Origin of the sequence: Micromonospora sp. NPDC048170 (genome assembly GCF_040652795.1) — a bacterium.
GTDB lineage: Bacteria > Actinomycetota > Actinomycetes > Mycobacteriales > Micromonosporaceae > Micromonospora.
Genome location: NZ_JBEZMR010000050.1, coordinates 19,637 through 37,249, shown reverse-complemented (window position 1 = coordinate 37,249; position 17,613 = coordinate 19,637). Strand labels below are relative to the sequence as shown.

Genomic DNA, 17,613 nt, shown 5'->3' with positions numbered 1-17,613 from the left:
GGCCGGTCGAGGTGCGCGTCGAGGGCGGTGCAGACCTCGTCGTAGGCGGTGGCGAAGACGGGGTGGGTGGCGGCGAGTTCGGCGCCCATGCCCAGGCGTTGCGCGCCCTGCCCCGTGAACAGGAACGCCAACCTGCCGGCCCCGGGGGTGCCGGTGACCAGGTTGGCGGCGTCCCGGCCGGCGGCCAGCGCGGCGAGGCCGTCGAGGAGTTCCCGCCGGTCGGTCCCGACGACGGCGGCCCGGTTCGTGAACCGGACTCGGGCGGCCAGGGAACGGGCGACGTCGGCGTCCGGCAGTTCGGGCCGGGTCGCGAGGTGGTCGTGCAGGCGCCGGGCCTGCTCCCGCAGGGCCTGCTCCGAGCGGGCGGACAGCAGCCACGGCAGGGCCGGCGTCGACGTGCCGGCGGCGGCGCCGTCCGGTTCGGCGGGGGGCTCCTCGATGATCACGTGCGCGTTCGTGCCGCTGACGCCGAACGACGACACCCCCGCGCGGCGCGGGTGGCCGTTCCGCTGCCACTCGGCCGGCTCGGTCAGCAGCGCGACCGAGCCCGCCGACCAGTCCACCTTCGGCGACGGCTCGTCGACGTGCAGGGTGCGCGGCAGCAGCCCGTGCCGCAGGGCGAGGACCATCTTGATGACCCCGCCGACACCGGCGGCGGCCTGGGCGTGGCCGATGTTGGACTTGAGTGAGCCGAGCCGGAGGGGCTGTTCGCGGTCCTGGCCGTAGGTGGCGAGGATGGCCTGGGCCTCGATGGGGTCGCCGAGGGAGGTGCCGGTGCCGTGTGCCTCGATGGCGTCCACCTGGTTCGCCGACAGCCCGGCGTTGGCCAGCGCCGACCGGATGACCCGCTGCTGAGAGGGCCCGTTGGGGGCGGTGAGGCCGTTGGAGGCGCCGTCCTGGTTGACGGCCGAGCCGCGGACGAGGGCGAGGACCCGGTGACCGTTGCGCCGGGCGTCGGACAACCGCTCCACCACCAGTACGCCGACGCCCTCCGCCCAGCCGGTGCCGTCGGCGGCGGCGGCGAACGACTTGCACCGGCCGTCGCGGGCGAGGCCCCGCTGCTTGGAGAACTCGACGTACAGGCTGGGCGTGGACATGACGGTCACGCCGCCGGTCAGCGCGAGAGAGCACTCGCCGGAGCGCAGCGCCTGTACGGCGAGGTGCAGCGCGACCAGCGACGACGAGCAGGCGGTGTCGACGGTGACCGCCGGCCCCTCCAGCCCGAACGTGTACGCCACCCGGCCGGAGGCGACACTGCCCGCGGTGCCGGTGCCCAGGAACCCTTCGACACCGCCGGGCACGGCGCTCGCCCCGGCGGCGTAGTCGTGCGTCATGAGGCCGGTGAACACGCCGGTGGGTGAGCCGCGCAGCGCGTCCGGCCGCAGGCCGGCGTTCTCCAGCGCCGCCGAGCAGGTCTCCAGGAACACCCGCTGCTGCGGGTCCATCGCCAGCGCCTCGCGGGGGCTGATGCCGAAGAACTCCGCGTCGAACCCGGCCGCGTCGAGCAGGAATCCGCCCTGGTCGACGTAGCTGGTGCCGGGGGTGTCCGGATCGGAATCGAACAACGTGTCCAGCTGCCAGCCACGGTCGGTCGGGAAGCCGGTGATGCCCTCGCGACCGTCGAGCAGCAGCTGCCACAGCTCGTCCGGCGAGCTGACGCCACCGGGGTAGCGGCAGGCCATGCCGACGATCGCGATGGGCTCGTCGGTCGGCCGGGCGACGACCGCCGCCGCGACGGGCGTCCGCTCGTCCTCGCGGCCGCCCAGTTCGCCCCGCAGGTACTCGACGAGGGCCTCCGGGGTGGGGTAGTCGAAGGTCAGCGTCGCGGGCAGGCGCAGCCCCGTCGCGGTGTTGAGCCGGTTGCGCAACTCGACGGCCATCAGCGAGTCGAAGCCGAGCTGGCGGAACGGTTCGGCCACGGAGACGGCGTCCACGTCCGGCTGGGCGAGCACGGTCGCGACCTGCGTACGCACGATGTCGAGCAGCAGCGCGCGCTGCTCCTGTTCGCTGCGCCCGGCCAGCTCGCGGGCCAGCGCGGAGGCGCCCGGCCGGGTCGCGGCCTGCCGCCGGCGCGGCCTCCTGGCCAGGCCGTGCAGGGTCGGCGCGGCGTCCGGCGCGGCGCGTACCGCGGCGACGTCGATGGTGACGGGCACCAGGTGCGCCTCGTCGGAGCGGCACGCGGCGTCGAACAACGCGAGCCCCTCCTCGACGCTGTGCGGGAGGATGCCGCCGCGCGCGATGCGGGCCAGGTCGGTCTCGCCGAGCTGGCTGGTCATCGCGCTGCTCTCCGCCCAGAGACCCCAGGACAGGGAGGTCGCGGCCCGGCCCCCGGCCCGCCGGAGTGCGGCCAGGCCGTCGAGGAACGCGTTCGCCGCCGCGTAGTTCGCCTGCCCGGCGGTGCCGAAGACGCTCGCGACCGAGGAGTAGAGCACGAACAGCTCCACGTCGCCCGCCAGCTCGTGCAGGTTGAGCGCGGCGTCGACCTTCGGCCGCAGTACGGCGTCCAGACGCTCGGGCGTGAGCGACTCCAGGACGCCGTCGTCGAGTACGCCCGCGGTGTGCACCACCCCCGCCAGCGGCCGGGAGAGCCCGGCGAGCAGCGCCGCCAGCGCCTCGCGGTCGGCGGTGTCACACGCGACGACCGCGACCGAGCCGGCGCCCAGGTCGGCCAGCTCCTCGGCCAACGCGGCGGCGCCCGGTGCGGCCGAGCCGCGGCGGGAGGCGAGGACCAGGTGTTCCGCGCCGTGCCGGGTGACCAGGTGGCGGGCGAGCGCGGCGCCGAGCGTGCCCGTGCCGCCGGTGATCAGGACCGTGCCGGCCGGGTCGAACAGCCGGCGCTCGGCGGCGGCGGAGGCGTGCCGCGCGAGCCGCGGCACGGTCAGCGCCCCGTCGCGGACGGCGAGCTGCGGCTCCCCGGTGGCGAGCGCGGCGGCGAGGGCGCGCTCCGACTTGTCGGTGCCGTCGGTCTCGACGAGGACGAAGCGTTCCGGGTGCTCGGTCTGCGCGGAGCGGACCAGGCCCCACGCCGCCGCGCCCGCGAGATCTCCGCCGCGGGTGACCACGGCCAGCCGCGCGGTGCCGGCCGCGGCCCGCTGGACCGCCGCCAGGGTGTCGTGCAGGGACTGCCGTACGGCGTCGGCGGTGTCGCCCGCTTCGACGCGGAACACCTCGACGTCGGGCGTGCCGGCGCCGGCCGGGGCGCCCACGGGCACCCACTCCTGGCGGTACAGCGCGGCGGTGGGGCCGCTCGCGCCGGCCAGGCCATCCGTGGTGACCGGCCGGACCGCGACCGCGTCGGCGCTCAGCACCGGGTTGCCGTCGTCGTCGGTGGTGCTCACCCGCAGGGTGTTCTCGCCGGCCGGGGTCAGCCGGACCCGCAGCGTCGAGGCCCCCCGGCGGTGCACCCGCACCCCGCGCCAGGAGAAGGGCAGCCAGGCCCGGCCCGCCGGGTCCCCGCCGCCGTCGACGTGCAGCACGAGCGGGTGCATGGCGGCGTCGAGCAGCGCCGGGTGTACGCCGTAGCGCACGGCGGCCGGCTCGTCCTCGGCGCGCAGGGTGGCCCGGGCGAACAGTTCGTCGCCGCGCCGCCACACCTCCTGTACGCCCTGGAAGGCGGGGCCGTAGCAGAAGCCACGCGCCAGCAGCCAGCCGTAGAAGTCGCCGACGTCGACGGGCTCCGCGCCGGGCGGCGGCCACTCGTGGGCCACCGGAGCCGGCGCGGGTGCGTCGGCCAGCGTGCCCGAGGCGTGGCACTTCCACTCCGCGCCCGGCGTGTGCCCGGCCTGCTGGGAGTACACGCCGAACTCGCGGCGGCCCTGCTCGTCGGGTCGGCCGACCCACACCTGGAGGTTGACCCGCTGCTGTTCGGTCAACGTCAGCGGGGCCTGGAGGGTGAGTTCCTCGATCGTGCCGCTGCCGGTGTGCTCGGCGGCGTGCGCGGCCAGCTCGAGGAATGCAGTGCCGGGCAGCAGCACCGTGTCGAGGACGGCGTGGTCGACCAGCCAGGGCTGCTCGCGCAGGGAGAGCCGCCCGGTGAGCACGAGCCGGTCGGTGTCGACGACGCCCAGCACCGCGCCGAGCAGCGGGTGGCGCGCCGCGGTGAGGCCGGCCGCGCCCACGTCGCCCCCGGCCGTCGGCCGCAGCCAGTACGACCGCCGCTGGAACGGGTACGTCGGCAGCGGCACCTCGCGGGCGCCGGGGAAGTAGGCGTCGGCGTCGAGGCCGGTCCCGACGGTGAAGAGGTGGCCGACGGCCCGGGCGAGGCTGTGCGTCTCGGGCTGTCCCCGGCGCATGGTGGCGATGCCGGTGGCGTCGCCGGTGGTGGTGGCGAGGACGGTGTCGGGGCCGATCTCGAGGAAGGTCTCGACGCGGCCGGCGGTGGTGAGGGCGTTGACGGCGTCGTGGAAGCGTACGGCCCGGCGGACCTGGGTGACCCAGTGCTCGGGCGTGGAGCGCAGCGGCTGCCCGTCGACGGTGGAGATCAGCCCGATGCGGGGTTCGTGGTGGGTGATGGACGCGGCGACGGCGCGGTAGTCGTCGAGCATCGGGTCCATCAGGTGGGAGTGCGCGCCCAGGGGGATGGGTAGCCGCTTGGTCTTGTGGCCCAGCGCGGCGAGCTGTTCGGCGGCGGCGAGGGTGGCGTCCTCGTCGCCGGAGATGACCAGGTCGGTGGGGGTGTTGATGGCGGCGATGCCGACCCGGTCGCTCAGGTACCCGGTGACCTGCTCCTCGGTGGCCTGCACCGCGACCATCACGCCGCCCAGCGGCAGGGCCGCCATGAGGGTGGCGCGGGCGGCGACGAGCTTCGCGGCGTCGGCGAGCGACCAGACGCCGGCGACGTACGCGGCGGAGAGCTCGCCGAGGGAGTGCCCCGCCACGAAGTCGGGGCGGATGCCCCACGATTCGACGAGCCGGTGGAGGGCGACCTCGAAGGCGAACAGGGCGGGCTGCGTGTACGCGAACCGGTGCAGGTCGTCGCTGCGGATGATCTCGCGTACCGGCCGGTCCAGGTGCCGGTCCAGCTCGGCGCAGGCCTCGTCGAAGACGGAGGCGAAGACGGGGTACGCGGCGGCGAGTTCGGTGCCCATGCCGAGGTACTGGGCGCCCGTACCGGTGAACAGGAACGCCAGCCCGCCGGGGCGGGAGGTGCCGGTGAGCACGTCGGCGGTGCTCTGACCGGCGGCGAGGGCGGCGAGGGAGTCGAGGAGGTCCTGCCGGGTGGCGCCGGTGACCGCGGCCCGGTGGCCGAAGGCGACCCGGGTGGTGACGAGGGACCGACCGACGTCGGCGACCGACAGCCCGGGCCGGTCGGCGAGGTGGTCGTGCAGCCGGCGGGCCTGCTCCCGTACCGCCTGCTCGGAGCGCGCCGACAGCAGCCACGGCAGCACCGGCGGCGGTGCGTCCGGGGCGTCGGCGTCCGGGGCGTCGGCGTCCGGGGCGTCGGCGGCGGGCGGCTCCTCGATGATCACGTGCGCGTTCGTCCCACTCATCCCGAACGACGAGACGGCGGCCCGGCGCGGACGGTCGCCGGCGGGCCACGCGACCGGCTCGGTCAGCAGCGCCACCGCCCCGGCCGACCAGTCCACCTTGCGGCTCGGCTCCGAGACGTGCAGGGTGCGCGGCAGCAGCCCGTTGCGCAGGGCGAGGACCATCTTGATGACCCCGCCGACGCCGGCGGCGGCCTGCGTGTGGCCGATGTTGGACTTGAGTGAGCCGAGCCAGAGGGGCTGTTCGCGGTCCTGGCCGTAGGTGGCGAGGATGGCCTGGGCCTCGATGGGGTCGCCGAGGGAGGTGCCGGTGCCGTGCGCCTCGATGGCGTCCACCTCGCCGGCCGCGAGGCCCGCGTTGGCGAGCGCTGCGCGGATGACCCGCTGCTGCGAGGGCCCGTTCGGGGCGGTGAGGCCGTTGGAGGCGCCGTCCTGGTTGACCGCCGAGCCACGGACGACGGCCAGCACCGGGTGGCCGTTGCGCCGGGCGTCGGAGAGCCGCTCCACCACCAGCACACCGGCGCCCTCGCCCCAGCCGGTGCCGTCGGCGTCGTCGGAGAACGCCTTGCACCGTCCGTCGGGCGAAAGGCCGTTCTGCCGGGAGAACTCGGTGAAGGTCCCCGTGCCGGACATCACGGTCACCCCGCCCGCCAGCGCCATCGCGCACTCGCCCGCGCGCAGCGCGCGTACGGCCAGGTGCAGGGCGACCAGCGACGCCGAGCAGGCGGTGTCGACGGTCATCGCCTGGCCCTCCAGGCCCAGGGCGTACGCGATCCGGCCGGACGCGACGCTGCCGTGGGTGCCGGTGATGAGGAAGCCGTCGACGCCGTCGTCCTCGCTGTGCCCGACCCGGCCGTAGTCCTGCACGTGCAGGCCCGTGAAGACGGCGGTGTCGCTGCCCCGCAACGAGGCCGGCGGGATACCGGCGTGCTCCAGCGCCTCCCACGCGGTCTCCATCAGCACCCGCTGCTGCGGGTCCATCGCCAGCGCCTCGCGGGGGCTGATGCCGAAGAACTCCGCGTCGAACTCGTCCGCGTCGTGCAGGAAACCGCCGGCGGTCGCGCTGCACGTGCCCGGCCCGTCACCGGCGAACAGCGCGGCGAGATCCCAGCCACGGTTGGTGGGGAAGTCGCCGACGACGTCCGTGCCGCTCTCGACCACCCGCCACAGGTCGTCCGGGGAGGCGATGCCGCCCGGAAAGCGGCAGGCCATGCCGACGATTGCGATCGGCTCGCTCTCGTCGTACGACTCGACCGTGGCCGGCACCGCCTCGGCCGCGCCGAGACCCAGGGCGTCCAGCAGGTGGCTGGCGAGGATGTCCGGCGTCGGATAGTCGAAGACCAGGCTCGCCGGCAGCGTGAGGCCGGTCGCGGCGCAGAGCCGGTTGCGCAGCTGCACGGCGATGAGCGAGTCGTAGCCGAGCTGGCGGAACGGCGTCTCGCCGTCGATGGTCTCGGGCGCCTGGTCCCGCAGGACCTCGCCGGTCGCGGTCCGCACGACGTCGCGCAGCAGGCCGAGCCGGTCGCTCTCCGGGATCGCCAGCAGCCGCTCGGCCAGGGCGCTCCGGGTGCCTTCGTCGCCGCCCTCGGCAGCCAGCACACGGCGCGCGGCAACCACGCAGGGCTCGGCCGCCGCCAGCGCGGCGTCGAGGAGGGCGGGACGTCGTGCCGGGGGCGGCGGGAGGAACCCCGGAGCGGTCCACGCCACGGAGACGCCGGGCAGGCCGAGCGCGTGCCGGTGCCGCACCAGCGCGTCGGCGGCGACGGTGGCGGCGACGTCGCCGCCGTCGGTGAGCAGCACGAGGCCGGCCGGGGCGCGTCCGAGCGTCGCGGTGTGCAGCGCCAGCGTCTCCTCGACCGTGAGGTCCACCGCCACGACGGTGGTGACCGGCCGGTCGCCGAGCACGACCGCCAGGGTCTCCGGGTCGAACGGCACGCCCGGGTGCACGCAGACCCCGGCGCCGAACGCCGCCAGCTCCGCCGGGGCGCCCGCCGGCACGTCGTCCGGTCCCACCAGGACCAGTTCGCGTACGTCGTGGGCCGCCACGAGGTGGCGGGCGAGCGCCGCGTCGTACGACCGGGCGACGAGCACGACCGCGCCATGCAGCGGTGCGGCGCCGGGCAGGGCGGGGACGGCCGCGTACCGGGGCACGAGCAGTTCGCCCTCGCGTAGGGCCAGCACGTCCTCGCCGCAGGCCACGGCCGCGCGCAGTTCCTCGATGCCGACCCGGTCGGCGTCGAGGAGCACGAGCCGGCCGGGGCGGCGGAGCTGGTGGGCCCGCGCCACCGCCCAGGCGGCGGCCTGTCGGGGGGCCGTGGCGTCGTCGCCGTGCAGGGCGCCCCGGGTCAGTACGACCAGGCGCGCGTCCGCCGGGTGGTCCTCGTCGAGCACCCGCGCCAGCAGCTCGGACAGCGCCGTGTGGTCGAGGTAGCTGTCGACGGTGAGGTCGTCGTCGGTGAGGTCGACGGTCAGCTCGGGCGGGCCCACGACCGCCCAGGCGAGCCGACCCTCGTCCGCCTCGGAGCCAGACTCCGGCGCCGGCTCCCAGCGCATCGCGTGCAGCCGGTCGGGCGGCGACGCGGCCACGCCGACAAGGCGGGCGGGCAGCTCGGGGAGCCGGTGGCGGGCGGGGCTGCCGAGGGCGGTGCGCGGGATATCCCGCACCAGGTATGTCTCGACCGGCACGGCCGCCGCAGGAAGCTCCGCGCGGCACTGCGCCAGCAGGCCGGCGGCGTCCACGTCGGATCCGACGACGAACGCGACCGGACCGTCGGGCCCGGCGAGGGCTGCCGCGTCGGCCACCCCGGCCATGCCGCGCAGCACCGCGTCGATCCGGTCCAGCCGTACGCGCTCGCCGTCGACCTCGACCGCGTCGGCCAGCCGGCCGGTGACCGTGAGGTGCCCGGAGTCGTCGCGGCGGGCGAGGTCGCCCGTGCGGTACCAGCCGCCGCTCATCGCCTCGGCCGTGCGGGCGACGAGTTCGTGGTAGCCGCCGGCCATCACGTTCGGGCCGCTGACCCAGACTTCACCCTCCTGGCCGGGGCTGAGATCGGCGCCCGAGCGGGGATCGACCACCCGGACGCTCAGGCCCGGCAGGGGCAGGCAGCGCCGCTCCGCGTCGCCGCCCGGCCAGCTCACCGCGATCAGGCCGGACGTCTCGGTGGTGACGTAGCCGGCGAGCAGGGGCGCCGAGAACGCGGCCTCGAACTCCCGGCGCAGCGCCGGGTCCACGGGGCCGACGGCCAGACCGAGCCGTACCGCCGCCGCGTCCGGGACCGGCGCGCCCAGCAGGGCGCGGTGCGTCGCGCCGGTGCCCACCAGCACGGTGCCACCCAGCGCGGCGAGTGCGGCACGCGTCTGCTCGGGGGACAGGCCGCCGGCGAGCCGTACCGTCGCGCCCGCCGCCGCGGCGGCGACGAGTTGCCCGAACCAGGCGTGCACGGGCAGCGTCCACAGCACCCGGTCGTCCTCGGCGCAGCCGAGCCCGGCCAGCTGGGCCGCCGCGGCGGGCCACAGCGCGTTGCGGGTGGTGGCGAGCACCCCCTTGCGGGGGCCGGTCGTCCCCGCCGTGTAGGTGAGCAGCGTCAGGTCGTCGAGGCCGGTGTCGTCGCGGGCCGGCGACGACGGCTCGGTCTTCGCCAGTTCCTCGAACGAGTGCGCCTCGCCGTCGTACCCGCCGTCGACGACGAGGTTCGGCACCCGCACCCGGCCCGCGTTCGCGGCGTCGGTGATCACGGTGTCGGCGCCCGCGTCGGCCACCAGCCGGGCCAGCTCGGCGTCGTCGAGCGCCGGGTCCAGCGGCACGGCGATCCCACCGGCGCGGACGACGGAGAGCACGCCCTCCACCGCCGCGACGCCGTCCAGCAGGACGACGACCCGGTCCGCCGGCCACACGCCGAGGTCGGCGAGGTGGCCGGCGAGCCGCGCCGTCCGCGCCGCCAACTCCCCGTGGGTCACGCCACGCCGTGAGTCGGCGTACGCGACGCGGTCGCCGGACCTGGCGGCAGCGGTCCGGAGCAGCTCGGGCAGGGGACGGAGCAGATCGGTACGCTGCATGGCTCAACAACCTCTTGTGGGATAGCAGTGGTGATGCGGGCCCGCGCGCCCATGGTGCCCCCAGCCCGTCCACGCGCGGGTAACTGCCGGGACGACGCCCGTTGGTGCCGTGACGCCTCAATTCACGAGTACGGGTATTTGATTTCGGTGTCGTGTCCGAGGATGCGTTGTTGAAGTTCCTGGAGTTCGCGGCCGGCGCTGCACCTGGCCCTGCTGTCGACCGAACTGCTGCTCGCCGACCCGTCGCTAACCCCCGAAATGCTGCTGGACCGATTGGTCGTACGGGCCCTCGGGGTCAGTTCTTCCACTGTTACCGGGTGATGGACATGCGCCGATTACGTTCAATTCCGCACTCGTGCGCAAAGGAGGAATAGCGATGACGGCATCGCCGGTCAAGAACAGCGCGCCGATCGGGCGGGCGACATTTGCCAACGACCCGGCGCTGCTGGCGGACGTCCCGCGTCCGTACGTCCACTGAGGAGGACCCGGTGACTGTTCAGTTGCGCACGCTCGTCGACGTCGCGCGCAGGCACGCGGCCCAGCAGCCGGACGCCGTCGCGATCATCTGCGAGGGCCGGCGCGTCGACTACGCCACCCTGCACCGCGTCAGCAACCAGGTGGCGCGCGGGCTCCAGGCGGCCGGGCTGCGCCCCGGCGACCGCATCGCCTATCTCGGCAGGGAGTCCGAGCACTTCTACGACCTGTTCTTCGGCGCGGCGAAGGCCGGCGTGGTGCTGGTGCCGATCAACTGGCGGCTGGCCGCCGGCGAGGTCGAGCACATCCTGCGCGACTCCGGCGCCGCCGTGTTGTTCGTCGACTCCGATTCGGCCGCCGTCGCCGACAAGCTGGCGCCGGAGTTGCCGATGCTGCGGCAGGTGGTCGCGCTGGACTCCGGCGGCGTGGCCTGCGCCGGCTTCGCCGCGTGGGTGGCGGCGCAGCCGGACGCGAACGTGCTGACCAGGGTCACGCCCGACACCCCGCTGGCGCAGATGTACACCAGCGGGACGACGGGCCTGCCGAAGGGCGTCGTCCTCGCGCACCGCAGCTTCTTGGCAGTACGCGACGCGCTCGCCTCGGCCGGCCTGGACTGGCTCGACCTGCGCGAGGGCGATGTCAGCCTCCTCTGCAACGGCGGCTTCCACATCGGCGGCCTGTCGTGGGCGGCGATGGGTTTCGCCTCGGGCGTCACGAACGTGGTGATGCGCGAGTTCACCACGGCGGGCGCGGTCGAGCTGATCAGGACGCTGCGCGTCACCACCGCCCTCGCGGTGCCCGCGATGCTGCGACTGCTGCTCGTGGAACCCGGCGTCACCAAGGAGGACTTCGCCTCGCTGCGGAAGATCGTCTACGGCAGCGCGCCCATCTCGGCCGCGCTGCTCACCCGCTGCATCGAGGGCTTCGGCTGCGAGTTCGCCCAGATCTACGGCCTGACCGAGACCGGCAACTCCGCCGTCTGCCTGCCCCCGGCCGACCACACGCCGGACGGCGGCAAGATGCAGTCGGCGGGGCTGCCGTACCCGGGCTTCGAGGTCAAGGTCGCCGACGACAAGGGCGATCCACTACCGGTCGGCGAGGTCGGCGAGGTCTGGCTGCGTTCGCCGGCGGCCATGGTGGAGTACTGGAACCTGCCGGAGGCCACGGCGAAGACGCTGGTCGACGGCTGGGTCGTGACCGGTGACGCGGGTGTGCTGGACGAGGACGGCTACCTGTTCATCCGTGACCGGATCAAGGACATGATCATCGTGGCGGGGGAGAACGTCTACCCGGCCGAGGTCGAGAACGTCATCGGCCGCCATCCGCTGGTCGCCGAGTCGGCGGTGGTGGGCGTGCCGGACGAGCGTTGGGGTGAGGCTGTGCACGCGTTCGTGGTGCCGGTGGAGGGCCAGCAGCTCACCGAGCGCGACCTGGCGCTGCACCTGCGCGGCAAGCTGGCCGGCTTCAAGCAGCCGCTGCACTACGAGTTCATCGACCGGGTGCCCCGCAACCCCAGCGGCAAGATCCTGCGCCGCGAGCTGCGGGAGCGATTCTGGCAGGGCCACGACCGCCGGGTGAGCTGACCGCGACGACCGCGGTGCTGAACCGTTCCCACGTCAGATTCCGCTGACTCCGGCCGAATCCTGACTTCCCCTGCCGCGCGTCGGGTCGGAATCGTCCCGTCCGCGGCGTGACGACAGGCCGGGCGGGCACGGGAACAGGAGGCGTGATGAGGGCGGGCGACACCGGATCCGCGGCGGCGGTTCCCGTCTGTGACGGACCCACCTGCCGGTGCACCGCCACCCCTCCGGCGGCCGCCGGGACGCCGTACGGCGACCGGCCCTTCATCGCCCTGCCCGGCATGGTCGAAGAGCGCGTCGACCGGCACCCGCACCGTCGGGCGGTGTCGTTCCGGGGCCGCTCGCTGACGTACCGCGAGCTCGACGACCTGGCCAACGGCGTCGCCGCCGCCCTGGCCGGGCGGGGCGTCCGGCGGGGCGACGTGGTGCCCGTCCTGCTCGCCGACGGGCTCGAACTGCCCGTCGCCGACCTGGCGTTGATGAAGCTCGGCGCGGCCTTCGTGCCCGTCGATCCCGGCTGGCCGGCGGAGCGCCTGCACGCCTCGCTGCGGGTGGTCCGGCCCCGGCTCGTGGTGGTACGCGGCTCCGGCCCGCGTCCAGACACCGGAGACGTCCCCTGCCTGCCCGTCGACCTCGACGAGATCAACCCGACCCGCCGCCGGCCCGGCGTGCCGGTCGGCCCGGCCGACCTGATCTACGGCATCTTCACCTCGGGCACCACCGGCACCCCGAAGTGCGCGCTGAACCGGCACGACGGGATCGCCAACCGGCTCCGGTTCATGACCCGTTACTTCGCCGCGACGGGCGACGAGGTGGTGCTCCAGAACAGCCGGCACACCTTCGACTCGTCGGTGTGGCAGATGTTCTGGCCGCTGACCACCGGCGGCCGTACGGTGGTGCCGGTCGAGGGCGGGTTCCTCGACGTCGAGCGGACCGTCCGGACCATCGCCGACGAGGCCGTCACGATGACCGACTTCGTGCCGAGCGTGCTCGGCGCGCTGGTCTCGGTCCTGGACCGGGACCCGGCCGCCCGGCGCGCCGTCGCGTCGCTGCGCAACGTGATCGTCGGCGGCGAGGAGATCGACCCGTGGGCGGTGCACCGCCTGGTCGAGCTGGTGCCGGAGGTGGCTGTCACCAACGGCTACGGCCCCACCGAGGCGTCGATCGGCATGATCTTCCACACCGTCGCCCGATCCGACGGCGACGTCATCCCCATCGGCCGGCCCATCGACAACTGCTACGCCGCCGTGGTGGACGCCGAGCTGCGGCCCCTGCCGCCGGGCGAGACCGGCGAGATCGTCATCGGCGGCGTGTGCCTGGGCGAGGGCTACCTCGGCGACCCGGCCCGTACCGCCGAGGTGTTCGTGCCCAACCCGCTGCCCGGCATCCCGGGCCCGCGGCTCTACCGCACCGGCGACCTGGGCCGGATCGCCCCCGACGGCCGGCTGCACTTCGCCGGCCGCCGCGACCACCAGCTCAAGGTCAACGGCGTGCGGATCGAGGCCGGCGAGATCGAGACCGCCGCCACCCGACTGGCCGGCGTACGGCAGGCGAAGGTCCTGCTCGTCCGCGAGCACCGGGGGAAGTCGCTGGCCCTCTTCCTCGCCGCCGACCCCGGGGTCACCGAGCCGGTGGTGCGGGCGCACCTGCGGCGGCTGCTGCCCCGGACCCACGTGCCCCGGCACGTCGTCGTGCGCGACGCGCTGCCGCTGACCGGCAACGGCAAGGTCGACCGGCGGGCGCTGGAGGCCTGGCTGGACCGTACGCTCGCCGACCGGACACGCCCGTCGGCCGCGCCAGCCGAGGCGCGGACGCTGCCCGACCGTGTGCTGGGGGTGTTCCGGACGGTCCTCGGCCGGCCCGACCTCGGCCCCGACACCGACTTCCTCGACGCCGGGGGCGACTCGCTCCAGGCCCTCGACGTGGTCACCGCCCTCGGCGCGGACCAGAGCCTCCGCGTCGGCGTGCAGGACCTGTTCACCCACCGCAGCGCCGCCCGGCTCGCCCGGGCGCTCGCGGTACGGCTGCGCGCGGCCGACCCCGCCGAGACCGAGGACGAACTGGTGGAGCGGGACGCGAAGGTCCCGGCCGACCTGCCCGTACGTCCCGTCGGCCGGCGCCGGGCGCCGCATACGGTGCTGGTCACCGGTGCCACCGGATTCGTCGGCGCGCGCCTGGTGCACGAGCTGCTCGCCACCACCGACGTCCGGGTGCTGTGCCTGGCCCGCGCGGCCGACGACGCCGCGGCCACCGCCCGCGTCGTGCGCGTGCTGGCCGAGCGGGGCCTGTGGCGGCCCGGCCACGGCCTGCGCCTGCACGGGTACGCGGCCGACCTCGGCCGCCCGGCCCTCGGCCTGACCCCGCAGGCGTGGGACCGGCTGGCCCACGAGTCCGACCTCGTGCTGCACGCCGGGGCACTGGTCAACTTCCTGTTCGACTACCGGGCCCACCGCGCCGTGAACGTCCTCGGCACCGCCGAGCTGCTGCGGCTCTGCCTGACGGGCCGACCGAAGCCGCTGCACCACGTCTCCACCCTCGGTGTCCTCGACAGCGAGGCCGCCCGCCATCCGCAGCCGTTGCCCGAGACGTACGACCCGGCTCTCGCCGTCTGGCCGACGAGCGGCTACAGCCGGTCGAAGTGGGTGGCGGAGCGGTACCTCGACGAGGCCCGGCGGCGGGGTGCGACCGTCACGGTGCTGCGCCTCGGCGAGGTGATGCCTGCGGCCGACGACGGCCACCCCAACCCCCGGGCCCTTACCCACCTGCTGCTGGCGGCCTGCCATCGGCTGTGGATGCGGCCCGCCGCGCCCGTGCGCTCCGACTGGACGCCGGTGGACTGGGCCACCCGGCGGATCGTCGCCACGGTCGTCGACCCGCGCCACTGGGGCGGCACGCTGCACGTCCTGCACCCGGAGAGCGTCGACTTCACCGACCTGCCGCTGGCCGGCGCGGACGCCCTGCCTCGGGTGAGCTGCGGGCGGTTCCTGGCGGGACTGCGTGCGGCGGCGGGCGGGGGCGACCGCGACGCCGCCGTGCTCCTGGCCCTGTTTCCGCCCGGCGCGGGCGCCGACGAGGCGCGGCTGCGCGCGGTCTTCGCGGCGCTGCTCACCGATAACCCCCGGCTCTTCCGGCGCGACGGCTGCGCCGAGCTGGAACGGCGCCGGGGCTTCACCGACCACCAGCTCGGCCCGTCCGTCGGCGCCTACCGCGCCTGGCTGGGCGAGCACGTGCGGCGGGAGGCCGACCGGCTGCTGCTGCCGGCGGGACCAGGGTGAACGGCCGCGCGTGACGCGGTGACCGGCACGGATGAGGGAGTGGAATGCGATACCGCAGGATGGGCCGGCTCGGCTGGCAGGTCAGCGAGGTCGGGTACGGGATGTGGGGCATCGGCGGTGGACCCGGCGGCTTCACCGGCTGGGACTACGACACCGCACCGGCGTGCCTGGACGAGGCGGTGGAACGGGGCTGCAACTTCTTCGACACCGCCTGGGTCTACGGGCGGGGCGTCAGCGAGCAGCTCCTCGGCGGCCTGGTGCGCCGGCACCCGGACCGCCGGCTGTACCTGGCCACCAAGATCCCGCCGAAGAACCGCGAGTGGCCGCCCGGCCCCCAGGACAGCCTGGACGACGTCTTCCCGGCCGAGCACATCCGCGAGTTCACCCACCGCAGCCTCGAGAACCTCGGCGTGGACCGGATCGACCTGCTCCAGTTCCACGTCTGGGAGGACCGGTGGGCCGCCGACGGCCGCTGGCAGGAGGCCGTCGCGGACCTCAAGCGGGAGGGCGTGGTCGACGGCATCGGAATCAGCGTCAACCGGTGGGAGCCGACGAACTGCCACGCCGCCCTCGACACCGGCCTGATCGACGTCGTGCAGGTCATCTACAACATCTTCGACCAGGCGCCGGAGGACGAACTGTTCCCGCGTGCCCAGCGCGACGACATCGCGATCATCGCCCGGGTCCCGTTCGACGAGGGGACGCTGACCGGCACGCTGACCGCCGACAGCACCTGGCCGGAGGAGGACTGGCGCAGCACGTACTTCGGGCCGGAGAACCTGCTGCCCAGCGTGGAGCGCGCCGAGCGGCTGGCCGCCGACGTGCCGGCGGGGACGACCATGCCGGAGCTGGCGCTGCGGTTCATCCTGCACCACCCGGCGGTGAGCACGGTGATCCCCGGCATGCGCCGCGTCGGGCACGTGCGCGCCAACCTGGCCGTCAGCGACGGCGTGCCACTGGACGCAGGGCTGCTGGACACGCTGCGCGCGCACCGGTGGGACCGCAAGCCCACGTCGTGGTCGCAGTGAGCGCGGCGCAGCGCCGGGCGACGCGGTACGGGAGGCCGGCATGCCGGTGATCGCCATGTGGGCGCACCCCCGGGCGCTCTCCACCGCGTTCCTGCGCATGATGATCGCCCGCGGCGACGTCACGGTCGTCCACGAGCCCCTGGTCACCCTCGTCGACGAGGGAAACGTCGAGTTGCCCACCGCCGACGGCGGCACCGTCGCCCTGACCGACGCGGCCGAGGTCGTCGCGCACCTGAGCGAGCTGGGCCGGGACCGGACCGTCTTCGTCAAGGACACGCTCGAATACCGCTACCCGCACCTGTTCGCCGACCCCGGGGCGATCGCGGACGTCACGCACACCTTCATCGTCCGGGAACCGGCCCGCACGATCAGCTCGCACCACGCGATCAAGCCGACGGTGACCTGCCCCGAGATCGGCTACGAGCACCAGTGGGAGCTGTTCGACCTGGTCCGCCGGACCGCGCACCGGCAGCCGGTGCTGATCCGGTCCGAGGACCTGCTGCGGCACCCGGGGGAGACGGTGGCCGCCTGGTGCGCCGCCGTGGGGCTGCCGTACCGGCCGGAGGCGCTGAACTGGGCGCCGGGGGAGCGGGCCGAGTGGCGGCGTACCCGCAAGTGGCACCTCGACGTCGAACGCACCTCGGGCTTCTCGCCGGTCGAGAAGTCCTTCGAGGTGACCGTCGCCAACAACGACACCCTGCGCTCGTACCACGACCACCACCAGCCCTTCTACCAGCGGCTGATCCGGCACGCCATCTGCATCGGGGAGGACTCATGACCATCACCGCCGCACCGCCCGTGACCGCGTCGTCGACGCTGTCGCCCGGTGAGCTGTTCGCCCGCGCGTACGCCGACGATCCCGCCGGCGCCGAGGTGCGCTTCGACTACACCATCACGGACGCCTTCCAGCCGACCAAGGAACGCCCCCGGGTGACCGTCCGCAACCTGTTCCGCACGCGGTCCGTCGGCATGGAGCCGGTCCGGTTCTGGTGCGAGGGCCGGCCCGACGCGGGCGAGGCCGCCGCCGTGCACGAGGCGGGCCTGCGCCGGGAGGCCGCCTTCCGGTTCGGCACCGCCTCCGCTGGGGTGCACCCGATCCGCGCCTGGGTGCGCATCCCCGAGGAAGTCGCCGACGATCCGGAGGCGCTGGCCGTCTTCATCGACTACCGGCTGCTGGTCCGCCTCGCCACGGCCGAGAACCAGGCGCTGACCATCGGCGAGGGCGGCCTGCTGCGGCACCCGGAGATCGGGCGGCTGCCGTACCGGCACGACTGGCTGACCGGCCTGCTCGCCGCCTGCGACGAGATCGAGCAGACCGGCGCCACCCCGCACGCGATGATCGTCAACCCGAGGGACTACTACACCCACCTGCTCGGGCGGGGCGCGCTCCTGGCGGACCTGACCCGCAACGGGGTCCAGATCAGCCGTACGCGGATGGTGGCGCCGGGCGAGGCGGTGGTGGGCGACTTCGCGATGGCGGCCCGCCTGCTGGACGCCGGGCGATCCGCGATCCGCGTCGGCACCCCGCCGCCCGGCACGTTCGCCACCGACGGCCCGGCCGTCTGCGCCGAGATCCACGAGGGCCTGGCCGTGCACCTGCCGACCCACTTCTTCCACGTCGTACCGGCCTAGGACCGTCACCCCCTGACCACGAAACGTCGGCGTCCGGGGCCTGCACGGGACCGGTGGGGCGGCCGTCCACACCGTCGGCGCG

General features: G+C 74.8%; 6 protein-coding genes. 5 read left to right on the top strand and 1 reads right to left on the bottom strand.

Annotated elements, in window-relative coordinates:
• Positions 1-9,542, bottom strand: a 9,542-nt coding sequence (locus tag AB0D32_RS31650; protein WP_357098221.1) for an SDR family NAD(P)-dependent oxidoreductase, incomplete at its 3' end; no start/stop codon positions are given.
• A gap of 488 nt (positions 9,543-10,030) precedes the next feature.
• On the opposite strand from AB0D32_RS31650, the gene AB0D32_RS31645 reads away from it, so the two are divergent.
• The 5 genes from AB0D32_RS31645 (at position 10,031) to AB0D32_RS31625 (ending at position 17,531) form a co-directional block, all read left to right on the top strand.
• Positions 10,031-11,599 carry a fatty acid--CoA ligase gene (locus AB0D32_RS31645; protein WP_357098218.1) on the top strand — a complete coding sequence of 523 codons (1,569 nt, stop codon included), beginning with the start codon at positions 10,031-10,033 and terminating at the stop codon, positions 11,597-11,599.
• A 146-nt stretch (positions 11,600-11,745) separates the two neighbouring features.
• Positions 11,746-14,871: an amino acid adenylation domain-containing protein gene (locus AB0D32_RS31640; RefSeq protein WP_357098215.1), complete on the top strand. Its 3,126-nt coding sequence runs from the start codon at positions 11,746-11,748 to the stop codon at positions 14,869-14,871.
• A gap of 44 nt (positions 14,872-14,915) precedes the next feature.
• Complete coding sequence (locus AB0D32_RS31635; RefSeq protein WP_357098212.1) at positions 14,916-15,899, top strand: aldo/keto reductase; 984 nt, start codon at positions 14,916-14,918, stop codon at positions 15,897-15,899.
• Between the two features lie 40 nt (positions 15,900-15,939).
• Entirely contained in the window at positions 15,940-16,677 is a 738-nt protein-coding gene (locus AB0D32_RS31630; protein WP_357098209.1) for a hypothetical protein, read from the top strand.
• A complete protein-coding gene (locus tag AB0D32_RS31625; protein ID WP_357098206.1) occupies positions 16,674-17,531 on the top strand; it encodes a family 3 encapsulin nanocompartment shell protein in 858 nt (285 codons plus the stop codon). Before AB0D32_RS31630 ends, AB0D32_RS31625 begins: the two co-directional genes overlap by 4 nt.
• Positions 17,532-17,613 lie beyond the last annotated feature (82 nt).